This is a genomic window from Streptomyces sp. NPDC001270 (assembly GCF_042896695.1).
Taxonomy (GTDB): domain Bacteria; phylum Actinomycetota; class Actinomycetes; order Streptomycetales; family Streptomycetaceae; genus Streptomyces.
Genome location: NZ_JBIAXM010000007.1, coordinates 157,949 through 171,775 on the forward strand (window position 1 = coordinate 157,949; position 13,827 = coordinate 171,775).

11 protein-coding genes are annotated in these 13,827 nt (G+C 72.1%); 3 read left to right on the top strand and 8 right to left on the bottom strand.

What is annotated here, in order from left to right; genetic code table 11:
* Window position 1: 1 nt before the first annotated feature.
* The 5 genes from ACFY2B_RS14295 to ACFY2B_RS14315 form a co-directional block, all read right to left on the bottom strand.
* The gene (locus ACFY2B_RS14295; RefSeq protein ID WP_390763415.1) at window positions 2–859 is read right to left on the bottom strand and encodes a lysophospholipid acyltransferase family protein; all 858 of its coding nucleotides are present in this window, start codon (window positions 857–859) and stop codon (window positions 2–4) included.
* Entirely contained in the window at window positions 859–1,629 is a 771-nt protein-coding gene (locus ACFY2B_RS14300; RefSeq protein WP_390763416.1) for a GNAT family N-acetyltransferase, read from the bottom strand. Before ACFY2B_RS14300 ends, ACFY2B_RS14295 begins: the two co-directional genes overlap by 1 nt.
* A gap of 489 nt (window positions 1,630–2,118) precedes the next feature.
* Complete coding sequence (locus ACFY2B_RS14305; RefSeq protein WP_390763417.1) at window positions 2,119–2,868, bottom strand: succinate dehydrogenase/fumarate reductase iron-sulfur subunit; 750 nt, start codon at window positions 2,866–2,868, stop codon at window positions 2,119–2,121.
* A complete protein-coding gene (locus ACFY2B_RS14310) occupies window positions 2,865–4,823 on the bottom strand; it encodes a fumarate reductase/succinate dehydrogenase flavoprotein subunit (RefSeq protein ID WP_390763418.1) in 1,959 nt (652 codons plus the stop codon). The genes ACFY2B_RS14305 and ACFY2B_RS14310 overlap by 4 nt, the downstream gene beginning before the upstream one ends.
* A gap of 1 nt (window position 4,824) precedes the next feature.
* The gene (locus ACFY2B_RS14315) at window positions 4,825–5,496 is read right to left on the bottom strand and encodes a succinate dehydrogenase (protein ID WP_390763556.1); all 672 of its coding nucleotides are present in this window, start codon (window positions 5,494–5,496) and stop codon (window positions 4,825–4,827) included.
* Window positions 5,497–5,615: 119 nt separating this feature from the next.
* Between ACFY2B_RS14315 and ACFY2B_RS14320 the strand changes: the two genes are divergently transcribed.
* On the top strand, window positions 5,616–6,503 hold the full coding sequence (locus ACFY2B_RS14320) for a LysR family transcriptional regulator (protein ID WP_376526669.1): 888 nt from the start codon (window positions 5,616–5,618) through the stop codon (window positions 6,501–6,503).
* A gap of 282 nt (window positions 6,504–6,785) precedes the next feature.
* Here the strand turns inward: ACFY2B_RS14320 and ACFY2B_RS14325 are convergent, their stop codons facing one another.
* Both ACFY2B_RS14325 and ACFY2B_RS14330 read right to left on the bottom strand, forming a co-directional pair.
* Complete coding sequence (locus tag ACFY2B_RS14325) at window positions 6,786–8,930, bottom strand: putative bifunctional diguanylate cyclase/phosphodiesterase (protein ID WP_390763419.1); 2,145 nt, start codon at window positions 8,928–8,930, stop codon at window positions 6,786–6,788.
* Complete coding sequence (locus ACFY2B_RS14330) at window positions 8,927–9,742, bottom strand: SAM-dependent methyltransferase (RefSeq protein ID WP_390763420.1); 816 nt, start codon at window positions 9,740–9,742, stop codon at window positions 8,927–8,929. The genes ACFY2B_RS14325 and ACFY2B_RS14330 overlap by 4 nt, the downstream gene beginning before the upstream one ends.
* Window positions 9,743–11,402: 1,660 nt before the next feature.
* On the opposite strand from ACFY2B_RS14330, the gene ACFY2B_RS14335 reads away from it, so the two are divergent.
* The gene (locus ACFY2B_RS14335) at window positions 11,403–12,167 is read left to right on the top strand and encodes a hypothetical protein (RefSeq protein WP_390763557.1); all 765 of its coding nucleotides are present in this window, start codon (window positions 11,403–11,405) and stop codon (window positions 12,165–12,167) included.
* 252 nt (window positions 12,168–12,419) lie between these two features.
* Window positions 12,420–12,992: a hypothetical protein gene (locus ACFY2B_RS14340; protein ID WP_390763421.1), complete on the top strand. Its 573-nt coding sequence runs from the start codon at window positions 12,420–12,422 to the stop codon at window positions 12,990–12,992.
* Between the two features lie 167 nt (window positions 12,993–13,159).
* Here ACFY2B_RS14340 and ACFY2B_RS14345 read toward each other — a convergent pair whose 3' ends face one another.
* Window positions 13,160–13,774 (bottom strand): hypothetical protein, encoded by a 615-nt coding sequence (locus ACFY2B_RS14345; protein ID WP_390763422.1) that lies wholly within the window; start codon window positions 13,772–13,774, stop codon window positions 13,160–13,162.
* Window positions 13,775–13,827: the final 53 nt, after the last annotated feature.

The window sequence follows — 13,827 nt, forward strand, 5'->3', positions numbered from 1 at the left end:
GTCAGGCCGCTTCGGCGGGCTGGGCGGGGCGTGCCGGTTCCCTCGGCGGGCCACCGGCGACCAGGGCCGCGTGGGTCCAGTCGGGCTCGTGCGCGGCCGGCTCGGCGGCGCGGGCGAGGGAACGGCGGTCGGGGTGGCTGCCGGCCGGTATCACCGGCCGGACCTCCACCTCGGCCACCAGCCCGCGCGACGTCGCCACCCGCCACACCGAGGCGAGCAGGGTGTCCTCGCCGACGAAGGCCGGCGCGGTGCTGGCCGGGCCGCCCGCGACCCGGTAGTGCAGGCGCACCGGCTGGACCGGGACGCCGGCGTCGAGGGCGGCCTGGAAGACGGCCCGGTGGAAGCGGCCGTGCGCCCGACCGCACCAGGTGCTGCCCTCGGGGAAGACGGCGACCGCGGCACCGCCGCGCAGCGCCTGCGCGATACGGGCGACGGTGCCGGGCAGGGCGCGCAGCCGGTCGCGTTCGATGAACAGCACACCGGCCCGCGCCACCAGCGCCCCGGCCACGGGCCACTGGCGGATCTCGGTCTTGGCCAGCATCCGCGCCGGGCGCACCGCGGCCAGCAACGGGATGTCCAGCCAGGAGATGTGGTTGGCCACCAGGAGCAGGCCGCCGGTGGGCGCGGCGGCGCCGGTGACCCGGACCTGGACCCCGGCGGCCCGCACGATCGTCCGGCACCACCGCGCGACCAGCCCGGCGGGGATCCTCCCGCCGAGCGGGGTCAGCACGATCCCGGTGAGCAGCAGGAGGACGACCCCGGCGATCCGCAGCACGGCACGTGGTGCGGCCGCCGCGGGCCACGTCGGCTCCACGCACGCCGCCGGGGTGCAGGGCGCGCTGGGCAGCCAGACGCTCATCAGGACGGCACGAGCGAGAGGAAGTGCCGCAGATAGCGCGGGTTGACCCGGCGCATCGACAGCAGCACGTACAGGTCGGCGACCCCGAAGTCCGGGTCGTGCGCGGGCTCGGCGCAGACCCAGGCGCCGAGCCGGAGGTAGCCGCGCAGCAGCGCGGGCAGCTCGGTCCGTTCGGCCGTCACCCGGGCGTTCGGGACCCACGGCAGCAGAGGACGTACCCGGTACTCCTCCGGGGCCAGGTACTTCGCGCTGACCCGCTGCCAGGTGGCGGAGGCGAGGGTGCCGCCGTCGGCGAGCGGGATGGAGCAGCAGCCCGCCAGCCAGTCGTGGCCGCGGTCCACCATGTAGCGCGCTATCCCCGCCCAGATCAGGCCGATGACGGCGCCGTCGCGGTGGTCGGGGTGCACGCAGGAGCGGCCGACCTCGACCAGGCCGGGCCGGATCGGGTCGAGCGCGCTCAGGTCGAACTCGCCCTCGGAGTACAGCCGGCCCGCGACCGCGGCCCGCTCCGGCGGCAGCAGCCGGTAGGTGCCGACGACCTGCCCGGTGACGGATTCCCGCACGAGCAGGTGGTCGCAGTACGCGTCGAAGGCGTCGATGTCGTAACCCGGCTGCGGGGTGGACAGCAGGGCGCCCATCTCCCCGGCGAAGACCTCGTGCCGCAGCCGCTGCGCGGCCCGCACGTCGGCTTCGTCGGCCGCGAGCGTGACGGTGTAGCGGGTGGGCGCCGCGGGCTGCGGGGGGCGGTCGAGGGTGGAAACGCCGGTCATGGCTCTCTCCTGGTCACGGGCCGGGTCGGCGAACGACCGGCAGACCGGCTTCGGCCTGCCGATCCTGTTCTTCCGACACCGGTTGGCCGCCGCGTGACCTGAGCCAGGAGAACGGATGTGGGGATGTTGAACGGCCGGTCACCCGCGGGCCCGCGTGCGGATGCCTGGCGGGGCCGGGCATGAGCACCACTCCCGACCCCGCCCGTCCGCACCCATCGGCGAACGTCTTGTCACCCGGCGCACAAGCACCCCGAGGCAGCACCCCCGAAGGCGCCCCCGAGGGGCGCGGGGAACCGCGCGACCAGCCACACCCCACCCGCACCGAACCACACACCCCCGAGGAACACGGGAAACCGCTCATCCACCCGCACCCCAACGCCCCTCAAGGGGCGCGGGGAACTGCGCGACCACCCACACCCCACCCACACCCCAACCGCACCCGACCGCCGTCAACAACGACAACGCACCCCAACGGCCCAACCCAAGCGGTCAGCGCCGCGTGGACTTGCGCGCAGCCCGCAGCCACTCCCGGTTCATGCCGGTGATGGACATCAGCGGGATCCCCTTCGGGCACGCGGTGGCGCATTCCCCGGTGAGGGTGCAGCCGCCGAAGCCTTCCTCGTCCATCTGCGCCACCATGTCCAGCACCCGCGTCTCCCGCTCGGGCGCGCCCTGCGGCAGCACGTTCAGGTGATTGATCTTCGCGGACGTGAACAGCATCGCGGCACCGTTCGGGCACGCGGCCACGCACGCCCCGCACCCGATGCACTCCGCGTGCTCGAAGGCGAAGTCCGCGTCCGGCTTGGGCACCGGTGCGGCGTGGGCCTCCGGGGCGGCTCCCGTGGGCGCGGTGATGTAGCCGCCGGCCTGGATGATCCGGTCGAACGCCGACCGGTCCACCACCAGGTCCTTGATCACCGGAAAGGCCGAGGCCCGCCACGGTTCGATGTCGATCGTGTCGCCGTCCTCGAAGGACCGCATGTGCAGCTGGCAGGTGGTGGTGCGCTCGGGGCCGTGCGCGTCCCCGTTGATCATCAGGCTGCACGCGCCGCAGATGCCCTCGCGGCAGTCGTGGTCGAAGGCGACCGGGTCCTCGCCCTTGAGGATGAGTTCCTCGTTGAGCGTGTCCAGCATCTCCAGGAAGGACATGTCGGAGGAGATCCCGTCCACCTCGTAGGTGGACATGGCGCCTTCGGCGTCGGCGTTCGGCTGCCGCCAGACGCGCAGGGTGAGCTTCATGCGTAGCTCCGCTGAGTGGGGTGGACGTACTCGAAGACCAGGTCTTCCTTGTGCAGGACGGGCGCCTCGCCGGTGCCGTTGAACTCCCAGGCTGCCGCGTACGAGTACTCCTCGTCCTTGCGGGCCGCCTCGCCGTCGGGCGTCTGGGACTCCTCACGGAAGTGGCCGCCGCAGGACTCGTCGCGGTGCAGGGCGTCTAGGCACATCAGCTCGGCCAGTTCCAGGTAGTCGACGATGCGGTTGGCCTTCTCCAGCGACTGGTTGAGTTCCTCGCCGGTGCCGGGCACCTTGATGCGCCGCCAGAACTCCTCCCGGATCTGCGGGATGCGCTCCAGCGCCTTGCGCAGTCCGGCGTCCGTACGCGCCATGCCGCAGAACTCCCACATGAGTTCGCCGACTTCGCGGTGGAAGGAGTCGGGGGTGCGGTCGCCGTCGACGGCGAGCAGCCGTTCGAGCCGGCTCTCGGTCTCCGTGACGACCTCCCGCACCGCCGGGTGGTCGGCGGTGACCGACTCCTGGTGGGGGTTGCGGGCCAGGTAGTCGTTGATGGTGGCCGGCAGCACGAAGTACCCGTCGGCCAGCCCCTGCATCAGCGCCGACGCGCCGAGCCGGTTGGCGCCGTGGTCGGAGAAGTTGGCCTCGCCGATCGCGAACAGACCGGGGACCGACGTCTGCAGGTCGTAGTCGACCCACAGGCCGCCCATGGTGTAGTGCACGGCCGGGTAGATGCGCATCGGCACCTGATAGGGATCCTCGTCGGTGATCCGCTGGTACATGTCGAAGAGGTTGCCGTACTTCGCCTCGACCGCCTTGCGGCCCATCCGCTGGATCGCCTCGGCGAAGTCCAGGTAGACGCCCTGCCCGCCGGGGCCCACTCCCCTGCCCTCGTCGCAGACGTTCTTGGCGGCGCGGGAGGCGATGTCGCGCGGGACCAGGTTGCCGAAGGACGGGTAGATGCGCTCCAGGTAGTAGTCGCGCTCGTCCTCGGGGATCTGGTTCGGCGACCGGGTGTCGCCCTTGGCCTTCGGCACCCAGATCCGGCCGTCGTTGCGCAGCGACTCGCTCATCAGGGTGAGCTTGGACTGGTGGTCACCGGTGCGCGGGATGCAGGTGGGGTGGATCTGGGTGAAGCACGGATTGGCGAAGTACGCGCCCCGGCGGTGGGCCCGCCAGATCGCGGTGGCGTTGGAGTTCATGGCGTTCGTCGACAGGTAGAAGACGTTGCCGTAACCGCCGCTCGCCAGGACGACGGCGTCGGCGACATACGTGTCGATCCTGCCCGTGATCAGGTCGCGGGCCACGATCCCGCGGGCCCGCCCGTCGATGACGATCAGGTCGAGCATCTCGGTGCGCGGGTGCATCTCCACGGCGCCCGCGGCGATCTGCCGGGACAGCGCCTGGTAGGCGCCGAGCAGCAACTGCTGCCCGGTCTGGCCGCGGGCGTAGAACGTGCGGGAGACCTGGACGCCGCCGAAGGAACGGGTGTCGAGCAGGCCGCCGTACTCGCGCGCGAACGGCACGCCCTGCGCCACGCACTGGTCGATGATCTCCACGGAGATCTCGGCCAGCCGGTGGACGTTGGACTCGCGGGCGCGGAAGTCGCCGCCCTTGACGGTGTCGTAGAACAGCCGGTGGATCGAGTCGCCGTCGTTGCGGTAGTTCTTCGCGGCGTTGATGCCGCCCTGGGCGGCGATGGAATGGGCGCGGCGCGGGGAGTCCTGGTAGCAGAACTGGACGACGTGGTAGCCCTGTTCGGCGAGCGTGGCCCCGGCGGAGCCGCCGGCGAGGCCGGTGCCGACGACGATGACCGTGTGCTTGCGGCGGTTGGCCGGGTTGACCAGCTTGGCCTCGAAGCGGCGCCGGTCCCAGCGCTCCGCGATCGGCCCGTCCGGGGCCCGGGTGTCGGCGACCGGCTCGCCGGTCGCGTAGTCCGTGTATGCGGTGGGGATTGTCATGTCAGCTCACCACTCCGGTCATGACGCCCACGGGTACGGCGATGAAACCGGCCGTGAGCAGCAGCGCGAGAACGTTGGCGACGGTCTTCAGGGCACGGTCGCGAGTGCGGCTGCCGGCGCCGAGGGTCTGGGCCGCGCTCCAGAAGCCGTGCTGGACGTGCAGGCCGAGCGCGAGCATCGCGACGATGTAGATGACGTTGCCGTACCAGGTGGAGAAGGTGTCGACGACGTTCTGGTAGGGGTGGCCCGGCTGGAATCCGCCGGAGTGCACGGTGCCGGTGGTCAGGTCCAGGATGTGCCACACGATGAACAGGCCGAGGATGATCCCGCCCCAGCGCATGGTGCGCGTGGCGTAGCTCGCCCGGGGCTTCTTGTGCACGTACTTGCTCGGGCGTGCCTTGAGGTCGCGGCGGCTGAGCTGGTAGGCGGAGACGGCGTGCGCGACGACGGCGACGACGAGTACGACGCGGATGCCCCAGAGCGTCCACTCGTAGTGCATGAAGGGCTCGCCGATGGTGCGCAGCCAGTGTGCGTAGTCGTTGTAGGTACCCGCCCCGAAGAAGATCTTCAGGTTGCCGTACATGTGCACGACCAGATACAGGAGCATGATCAGGCCGCTGACCGCCATCACGGTCTTCTTGCCGACGGAGCTGTCCCACATCGTGCGCGCCATGGACGGCCGCCGGTCCGTCCGCGTTGCCAGTGCCATGGCCTGCACGCTAGGGCCCGGGCCACCCATCGGTCCAAGACATGGTCCAGCTTGTTTCCATAGGCAGGGACTATGCTGGCCTGGTGCAGTTCCAACAGCTCCAGTACTTCGTGGCGGTCGCCGAGACCCGGCACTTCACCCGGGCCGCGGAGCTGGTCCATGTCGCCCAGCCGTCGCTGTCCCAGCAGATCAGGGCGCTGGAGCGGGAGCTGGGCGCGGACCTGTTCCTGCGGGCCCGGGGCAACATCACGCTCACCGACGCCGGCGAGGCGCTGCTGCCGCTGGCCCGGCGGATCCTGGCCGATGCGGACACCGCCCGGCACGAGGTGCAGGAACTGGTGCAGCTGCGCAGCGGGCGCGTGCGGCTGGGCGCCACGCCGAGCGTGTGCACGGGTCTGCTGCCGGACGTGCTGCGCGCCTTCCACGACCGGTATCCCGGCATCCGGCTGCTGATCGAGGAGGGCGGCTCCCACGACCTCGTACGGGAGCTGGCGCGCGGCGCGCTCGACCTGGCCCTGGTCGTGCTGCCACTGCCGACGCCGTCGCCCGCCCTGACCACGGTGGAGCTGCTGCGCGAGGACCTGGTGGTGGTGTCCTCACCGGAGGCCGAGCCACCGAGCCGCGACGGGCGCCGGCACGTCCGGATCTCCGATCTGGAGGGCGCGCGGCTCGTGATGTTCCGGCACGGCTACGACCTGCGGGAGCTGACCGTCGCCGCGTGTCGCGCCGAGGGTTTCGAGCCGGACTTCGCGGTGGAGGGCGGCGAGATGGACGCGGTGCTCGGGTTCGTACGGGCCGGGCTGGGGGTGGCCGTCGTGCCGCGTATGGTCGCCACGCGGTCGGGGCGGGGGCTGCGGGTCACCGCGTTGGCTCGGCCGGGGCTGTATCGGACGATCGCGCTTGCGCACCGTAGTGACGTGGCGCCGCCGCGGGCCGCTCGGGAGTTGCAGCGGATGTTGCTTGAGCGGTGACGGTGGCTGCGCCGCTTTTGCGGGGGTTGGTGCGGGGGTTTGTTGTGGGGGACGGTTCGGGGTGGGTGTCCGGGGTTTGTGTCCGGGGTGCGGGTTGGGGGTGGTTGGTCGCGCAGTTCCCCGCGCCCCTGGGGGGTGGCCGGTGCGGTGTCGAAGAGTGCGGGTTGGGGGTGGTTGGGCGCGCAGTTCCCCGCGCCCCTGGGGGGTGGCCGGTGCGGTGTCGAAGAGTGCGGGTTGGGGGTGGTTGGGCGCGCAGTTCCCCGCGACCCGGGGGCGCGGGGGTCAGGCTGTTGCGTCTACCAGGGCCAGGTGGTGGAGGCGGTCGGGGGGGCCGGGGCGGGCGTAGTACCAGCCCTGGGCCGTGTCGCAGCCCAGTATGCGTAGTTGTTCGGCCTGGGCGCCGGTCTCCACGCCCTCCACAGTGACCGCCAGGTCCAGGCTGTGCGCCAGTGAGACGATCCCCTCGACGATCTTGAGGTCCACGGGGTCGGCCGGGAACTGCTGCATGCTCTGGGTGAAGGAGCGGTCCAGTTTGAGGATGCTCACCGGCAGGCGGCGCAGGTTGGCGAGGTTGGAGTAGCCGGTGCCGAAGTCGTCCAGGGCGATGTCGACGCCCATCTCGGCGAGCCGGCGCAGCGGCTTGAGCAGGTCGTCGTCGGCGCCGATCAGCGCGGACTCGGTGACCTCCAGGCACAGCGCGTCCGGGGTGACGCCCGTGCGTTCCAGGATCTCGACCGTGTCCTGGACCAGACCGGGATGGCTGAGCTGGCAGGGCGAGAGGTTGACGTTGATGCGCAGCGGGCCGGTCGGCGTGTGCTCGCCGTACCGCTCCCGCCAGTCACGGGCCTGCCGCACCGACTGTTCCAGGACCCAGCGGCCCAGCGGGACGATCAGCCCGGTGTGCTCGGCGAGCGGGATGAACCGGTCGGGGCCGAGGACACCGTGCTGCGGGTGCAGCCAGCGCACCAGTGCCTCGGCACCGCGGACGCTGCCGTCACCGAGGTGCACCAGCGGCTGGTACTCGATGAAGAACTCACCGCGCTCCAGGGCCGTGGGCAGCGCCGTGGTCAGCCCGTGCCGGGTGATGGCGCGGGCGTCGGCCTCCGGGTCGGCCAGTTCGGAGCGGTTGCCGCCCGCCGACTTGGCCCGGTACATGGTGATGTCGGCGCTGCGCAGCACCTCCGCCGCGGTGCGTTCGCCCGCCGGGCCCTCGACGATGCCGATGCTGCCGCGCACGAGGAGTTCACGGCCGTCCACGCTGACCGGGGTGACGAGCGCGTTCATGATGCGCTCCGCCAGTTCGTCGACCTCGTGCTCGGTGTCGGGTCCGGTGGTCAGCGCCACGAACTCGTCGCCGCCGAGCCGGGCGACCATCTCGCCGGGCGCGGTGGCGCATGCCTGGAGCCGGTCGGCGACCTCGACGAGCAGCCGGTCGCCGGCCGCGTGGCCGAGGCTGTCGTTGATGGTCTTGAAGCCGTCCAGGTCCAGGTAGCACAGGCCGAAGCGCTGGCCCTCGCCTGCGGCGAGCACCTTCTCCAGACGTTCGAAGAACAGGGTGCGGTTGGGCAGCCCGGTGAGCGCGTCGTGCGTGGCCTCGTAACGCAGCCGGAGGTTCAGCAGCCGCCGCTCGGTGGTGTCCTCCATGAGGGCGAGCTGGTACTGCGGGTTGCCGTCGGCGTCACGCAGCAGGGAGACCGTGAGATTGGTCCACAGCACGGTTCCGTCGGTGCGGTTGAAGGCTTTCTCCACGTGGTAGTGCTCACGCTCGCCGCGCACGAGTTCGTCGTAGAGCCGACAGGTGTGCGGCGCGTCCTCGGGGTGGGTCCACTCCAGCACCCGGCGGCCGCGCAACGACTGCTCGGAGAGCCCGAACATGCGCATCAGCGCCTCGTTGACCTGGAGCACCCGGCCGTCGAGGTCGGCGATGCCGATCCCTATGGCAGCCCCCTCGAACACCGCACGGAAGCGGGCCTCGCTGGCGTGCAGGGCCTGCGCCACCACACCCTGTGCCTGCAACGCGGCCCGGGCGATGGCCTCCTGCTCGGCCAGGGTCCGCTCGCGCAGCGCCTGCGCGAATCCGGCCGCCATGGCGTGCTGCAGCCGTGAGCAGCGCATCCGCAGTTCCTCCTGCGGGCCGTCCTCGCCGCAGTAGAGCACCAGGTAGGCGTCGACGCAGTCCAGGGTGCGGCTGAGTGCCTCCGGGTCGGTGCAGTGCGCGTCGATCAGCGCGGCACCGACCGCCTTGCCCTCCTCCGCGTCGAAGCCGTGCCGCCGCAGCGCCCCGCTCAGCCGGCGTGCGAGCGGCAGGAGCCTTTCCTCCAGCTCCGGCCGGGTCAGCGACGTCGAGGTCACCGGGAACACGGCCCGGCTCCAGATGGTCGCGAACCGCTGCAGTCTGTCCTCCGGCCCGTCCGGCTCCGCGGTCACGCCGTACGCCCCACGCCCGCGAACCCGGAGAAGGCGAACGGATCCTCGTCGTCCGGCTCCGAGTCCTCCGGGCGCCAGCGCGGCATCGCCACCATTCCGGGTTCCACCATGTCGTACCCCTCGAAGAACCGCGCGATCTCGTCGCGCGAGCGCATGATCAGCGGGTTGCGAATGTCCCTGTACACGTCGACCGCGCCCTGGACCCGTTCCGGCGGCAGCGGCATTCCCTCGTACGAGGCATGCGTGAGGATCAACAGGCTGCCCGGCGCGAGTGCCTCACGCAGTTCGGCCACCGCTCCATAGGGATCGTCCGCGTCTTCCACGAAGTGCAGTATGGCAACGAGCAGCAGCGCCACTGGCCGATTCAGGTCGATGAGCCGCCGGATCTCCGGGCTCGAAAGGATCTCCTGGGGCTTGCGGAGGTCCGCGGCGACGACGCCCGCGTCCTCGTCACCCGCCAGCACCGTCTGGCTGTGCGCCACCGCCACCGGGTCGTGGTCGACGTACACCACGCGGGCCTCCGGCCGGGCTCTCCTGGCCACCTCGTGGACGCTGCCGAACGTGGGGATGCCGGAGCCGATGTCGAGGAACTGCGTGATGCCCTCCCCGGCCGCGAAACGCACGGCACGACGCATGAACGCCCGGTTCGCCTGCATGATCTTCGGGAGTCCCGGCAGGAACTCCATGGCCTTGCGGGCCGCCTGCCGGTCGACCTCGAAGTTGTACGAACCGCCCAGGTAGAAGTCATGGATGCGCGCAACGCTCGGCACCGAGATGTCGATGCTCCGTGGGGCCCAGGCGGGACGCTCCATCTATCGCTCCAAGGCGTAGGCGATCCGGTGTTCGAGCAGAGGCTACTGATCGTCCGCCAATGGAGCGACCCGAAACGGAAATTGACCGTCCGTTCCCGGTCACTGCCTGCGGCACGTGCCGGAACGGTGCCGCAGCGTGAGCACACGGGCACACAGCGGCCCGCCCCCGCGGTGCGGAGGGGACGAACCCGTGGCCGCACGCCTGTTGGCGTACGTCCGGCCCCCGCTCGCCCTCGTCCCGCCGTTCCGGGGTGGTCCGATGCCGGCTGGGGGCGGGGCGGCCGGCCCTGGGACGCGGTCCCTGTTTCGGCCCGCGGACCGGCTTGCCGTCGGGCGCCCCGGAGTACACGGAGTACCAGGTGCCGTCGGCGTCCTGACCGTCGGCGCCACCGGGGGCCCGTCACCCGCAGAGGTGTGGAGCGACGGGCGGTCGACAGTCCTCTGCTGGAAGCCGTCAGTCCGGGTGAAGCCCATCAGGACCGTCCGCTGTACGCCCTTGGTGTCGCCGCCTTCACCGGAACGGCCGCCGGCCGCTTCTCCGGGCGGTCGCCGGTGCGGTGCGAGACGGGCTTCGGCCAGACTCCGTCCTTCATGGTCCGTCATGGTCCTGGTGGTGCCCATGGTCCTTGGTGGATCTTCATGAAGCGGTGGACCGTGCCGCGCGCCGTCGTCAGTGCCGGCACCGCAGCGGCCGCGGTCGGTGGTGAGGCGGTCCGCCAGCAGGTCCGCATCCTCGACTTCCCCTCAACTCCCCTTTGCCGCACTGGTGTTGCGGCGCCTGCCGGGCCGGCGCACGACACTGGGTACGGACCCGCCGGGGCGCCGTGTTCCACCGCCCCGAAGCTTGGTCCGCGCCCCGCGGGCGGGCGGGGCGCGTCCGCCGGAAACCGGGATCCCCCCGTTCAAACCCCCCGGGGGCCACAGTCCCTCGATCGGGCCAATCCGCGCACTCTTCGGCGTGGCCAGGGGCCGAACGACCCATGATCTCGGTCGTGCATGGACCCGAAGCGACCCGATTCCCGCCCGTCCTACGGGTGTTGGCTCTGGTGACGCTGGTGTGGACCCTCGTGGGCTGTCCGGTCGGCACGGCCAGGGCCGACACCTGCGCGTACGCCTCGACGGGCCCGGACGGCACGGTGGCGGTGGCCGTCGCGGGCGGCTCCTGGCCGACGCCGCCGCACTGCCCGAAGCCCACGCCCCCGCCGTGCCCGACGCCCACACCCACCCCGACGCCGACCCCGCCGCCCCCTCCCCCACCACCGCCGCCGCCTCCGAAGCCCACGCCGACACCGAAACCCAAGCCGACACCGAAGCCGACGCCGCCGCCGCCGCCGAGGCCGAAGCCCGTGCCACCACCACCGCGCGCCGTGCCGCCCCCTCCGGCCCCGCCGCGTCCGGCCCCCCGGCCGACGCCGCCCCGCACACCGCCTCCGGCGCCCAAGCCGTCGCCCAAGCCCAGTCCACGGCCTTCCCCGACCCCGGTCACCTATCCGAGCTACCACCCGCGGCCGACCGCCGCCCCGGCGCCCAACCGGACGTCACCGGTCACCTACGTCCTGCTCATCACCATCCCCGCGATCGTCGCCGTCGCCGCGCTGCGTCCCCGCTGACGTACCACGGCAGGCCGACGCATCGATTCGCCCGTCCCTGGAGGCATCTGTTGTCGGATTGGCTTGTTCTCGTCCTCGCGATGCTGGGCGCGTGCGCCGTGGTGGTCGTGGTCACCGTGGTACGGAACCGCGCCGCCTCGGACGACGACGACCCCAGCGAGACCCCCGACGTCATCGAGTACATGACGATGTGGATCGGCGTCGTCTACGCCATCGTGCTGGGCCTGGCCATCGCCGGGGTCTGGGAGGCGCGCAGCGCGGCGCAGGACCACGTGCAGGCGGAGGCCCAGGCACTGCACGAGATCTCGGAGCGGGTGCGGGTCTATCCGCCCGACGTCCGTGACAGAATTCGGGCGGATGTCAACGCCTATGTCGGACACGTCGTACACACCGAGTGGAAGGCGATGGCGGAGGACCAACGCCTCACCGACACCGGCACCCAACTGCTCGCACGCGTCCGCCGCGACGTCACCGACTACCAGCCCAGGACGGACTTCGAGGCGCAGGCGTACCAACCGCTCCTCGATCAGGTGGCGGCCGCGGACCAGGCGCGCAGCGCCCGCGCCGACTCCACGGGGGCGACCATGCCCGGCGTGGTGTGGTTCGGGCTGGTCTTCGGGGCCGTGATCACCGTCGGCATGATCTTCGCCCTGCAGATCAGACGCACCGCGCGGGAACTCGTCCTCGGCGGGCTGTTCTCCGCCACCATCGCGTTCATGCTCTTCCTGATCTGGGTCTTCGACGCCCCCTACAGTCGGGGCATGGACGCGACCGCGCAGCCGTTCCTGGACCTCTTCCCGAACATCAAGGGCTGACCCTCCGGCAGGTAGGAGAAGCGTCGTACGGTCCTACGCCGACCGGTCTACGGGGGATGTGCGCGCCGCGCCGCGCGTGTCCCCCGTCCGCAGCAGCGCGATCGCCCGACCGGCCGACACGGTTAACCCGTTCGCGCTACTGCGTTCGCGCGCCTGTGCCACTCTTCCTAGCGTTCCGGACATCGAGGTGCACGCACGGCGCAAGCGGCAGAAGGTCCGCGGGCTGCTCCTCGGGGACCGGAGGAAACATCCATGTGCGCGATACGCGTCGCTTCGGCCGCACTGCTGGGCGCCACCGCCCTCGCTCTGGGCGCGCCCGCCGCCGTGGCGGAGGACGGCGGCAAGCACGCCGGCGCGCCGTTCGGCTTCGGGGTCGAGCCGTCCACCATCACGGCGGGCAGCAAGCTCACTCTGCGCCTGGACCGCAACGACGGCTGCAAGGGTGGCGCCACGGTCACCTCGGACGTCTTCGAGACGGTCCGCATCCCGTCGGGCCGGTCGTCGGCCACGACCACGATCGACGCGCACGTCAAGTCCGGCTCGTCGTACCGGGTGACCTTCGACTGCGACGGCACGAGCGGCTCGACGGACCTGCGGGTCGCGGACGGCCGTGGCGACAGCGGCCGGGACTCCGGGACGGCGCAGGGGGCGCGCGGGGACGGTCACTCCCCGGACGCGACGGTCCCGGGCGCAGTGCAGGCCGGCGACGGCGGCAGCGTGGCCGGGTTCGACCTCGGGAAGATCGGCCTCGGCACGGTGCTGATCGCCGGTTCGGTCGGCACGGCCTACCGGATCGCCCGCCGCACCACCCATGACGATGCCTGACCGAGCGCCGGCGACGACGCCTGGGCGAGAACCGGCGACGGCACCTGAGCGCCCGGCCGCGCTCCCGGACCTCCGCCCCGATCCGGTACGGGATCCGGGGCGGAGGTCCGGCCGGATGCGCTCCGCTTGGGCGCGCGGCAGCCGTCCGGCACGGGCGGGTGGCCGGGTCAGACCCGCTTCTCGAACCGGCGGCGCACCCAGACCACGCTGCCGCCGATCACGGCCGCCGCCACCAGGCCGCCGCCGATGGCCACGTCGGTGGGCGTGGCCCCCGAGGTGCTGGAGCCGCCGAGGCCGCCGTGGACCGGGCCCGGCCTGTTTCCTTCCCCGGGCCGGATGCCTTCGCGGCCGTTCCCGGGCCGGATGCCTTCGCGGCCGTTGCCCGGCCGGAAGCCGCCGCCCGGGCCGACCCCGCCGGGAAAGAATCCGCCGCCGAATCCGCCGCCGGGAAAGACCCCACCGCCCGGATAGAACCCACCGCCGGCAAAGCCCCCGCCGCCCGGGTAGACCCCACCGCCGGCAAAGCCCCCGCCGCCGGGAAAGACCCCGCCACCCCCCACGACGCCGCCCGGGCCGATTCCGCCGCCCGGGCCGATTCCGCCGCCCGGCACGACGCCGCCCGGGGCCACCCCGGTGCCGGGGGCGATCCCTGTTCCGCCTACACCGCCGGTGTTGCTCGGTCCGCCCCCGTTGCCCACGCTGTCCGCGACGGCCGTGGGGGCGGCGAGCCCAAGGGCGGCGACGGCGATTGCCGTGGCCGCCAGGGCGCGAGTGTTACCCATGTGATCCTCCGCGAGAGGCACCCCGGGACCCGTCCCCGGTCGATCGGCGAAAA

Bases quoted from the DNA above. Each gene is read 5' to 3' on its own strand.
- ACFY2B_RS14295 (WP_390763415.1), bottom strand. From the start codon at position 859: ATGAGCGTCTGGCTGCCCAGCGCGCCCTGCACCCCGGCGGCGTGCGTG.
- ACFY2B_RS14300 (WP_390763416.1), bottom strand. From the start codon at position 1,629: ATGACCGGCGTTTCCACCCTCGACCGCCCCCCGCAGCCCGCGGCGCCC.
- ACFY2B_RS14305 (WP_390763417.1), bottom strand. From the start codon at position 2,868: ATGAAGCTCACCCTGCGCGTCTGGCGGCAGCCGAACGCCGACGCCGAA.
- ACFY2B_RS14310 (WP_390763418.1), bottom strand. From the start codon at position 4,823: ATGACAATCCCCACCGCATACACGGACTACGCGACCGGCGAGCCGGTC.
- ACFY2B_RS14315 (WP_390763556.1), bottom strand. From the start codon at position 5,496: ATGGCGCGCACGATGTGGGACAGCTCCGTCGGCAAGAAGACCGTGATG.
- ACFY2B_RS14330 (WP_390763420.1), bottom strand. From the start codon at position 9,742: ATGGAGCGTCCCGCCTGGGCCCCACGGAGCATCGACATCTCGGTGCCG.
- ACFY2B_RS14340 (WP_390763421.1), top strand. From the start codon at position 12,420: ATGTGCGCGATACGCGTCGCTTCGGCCGCACTGCTGGGCGCCACCGCC.
- ACFY2B_RS14345 (WP_390763422.1), bottom strand. From the start codon at position 13,774: ATGGGTAACACTCGCGCCCTGGCGGCCACGGCAATCGCCGTCGCCGCC.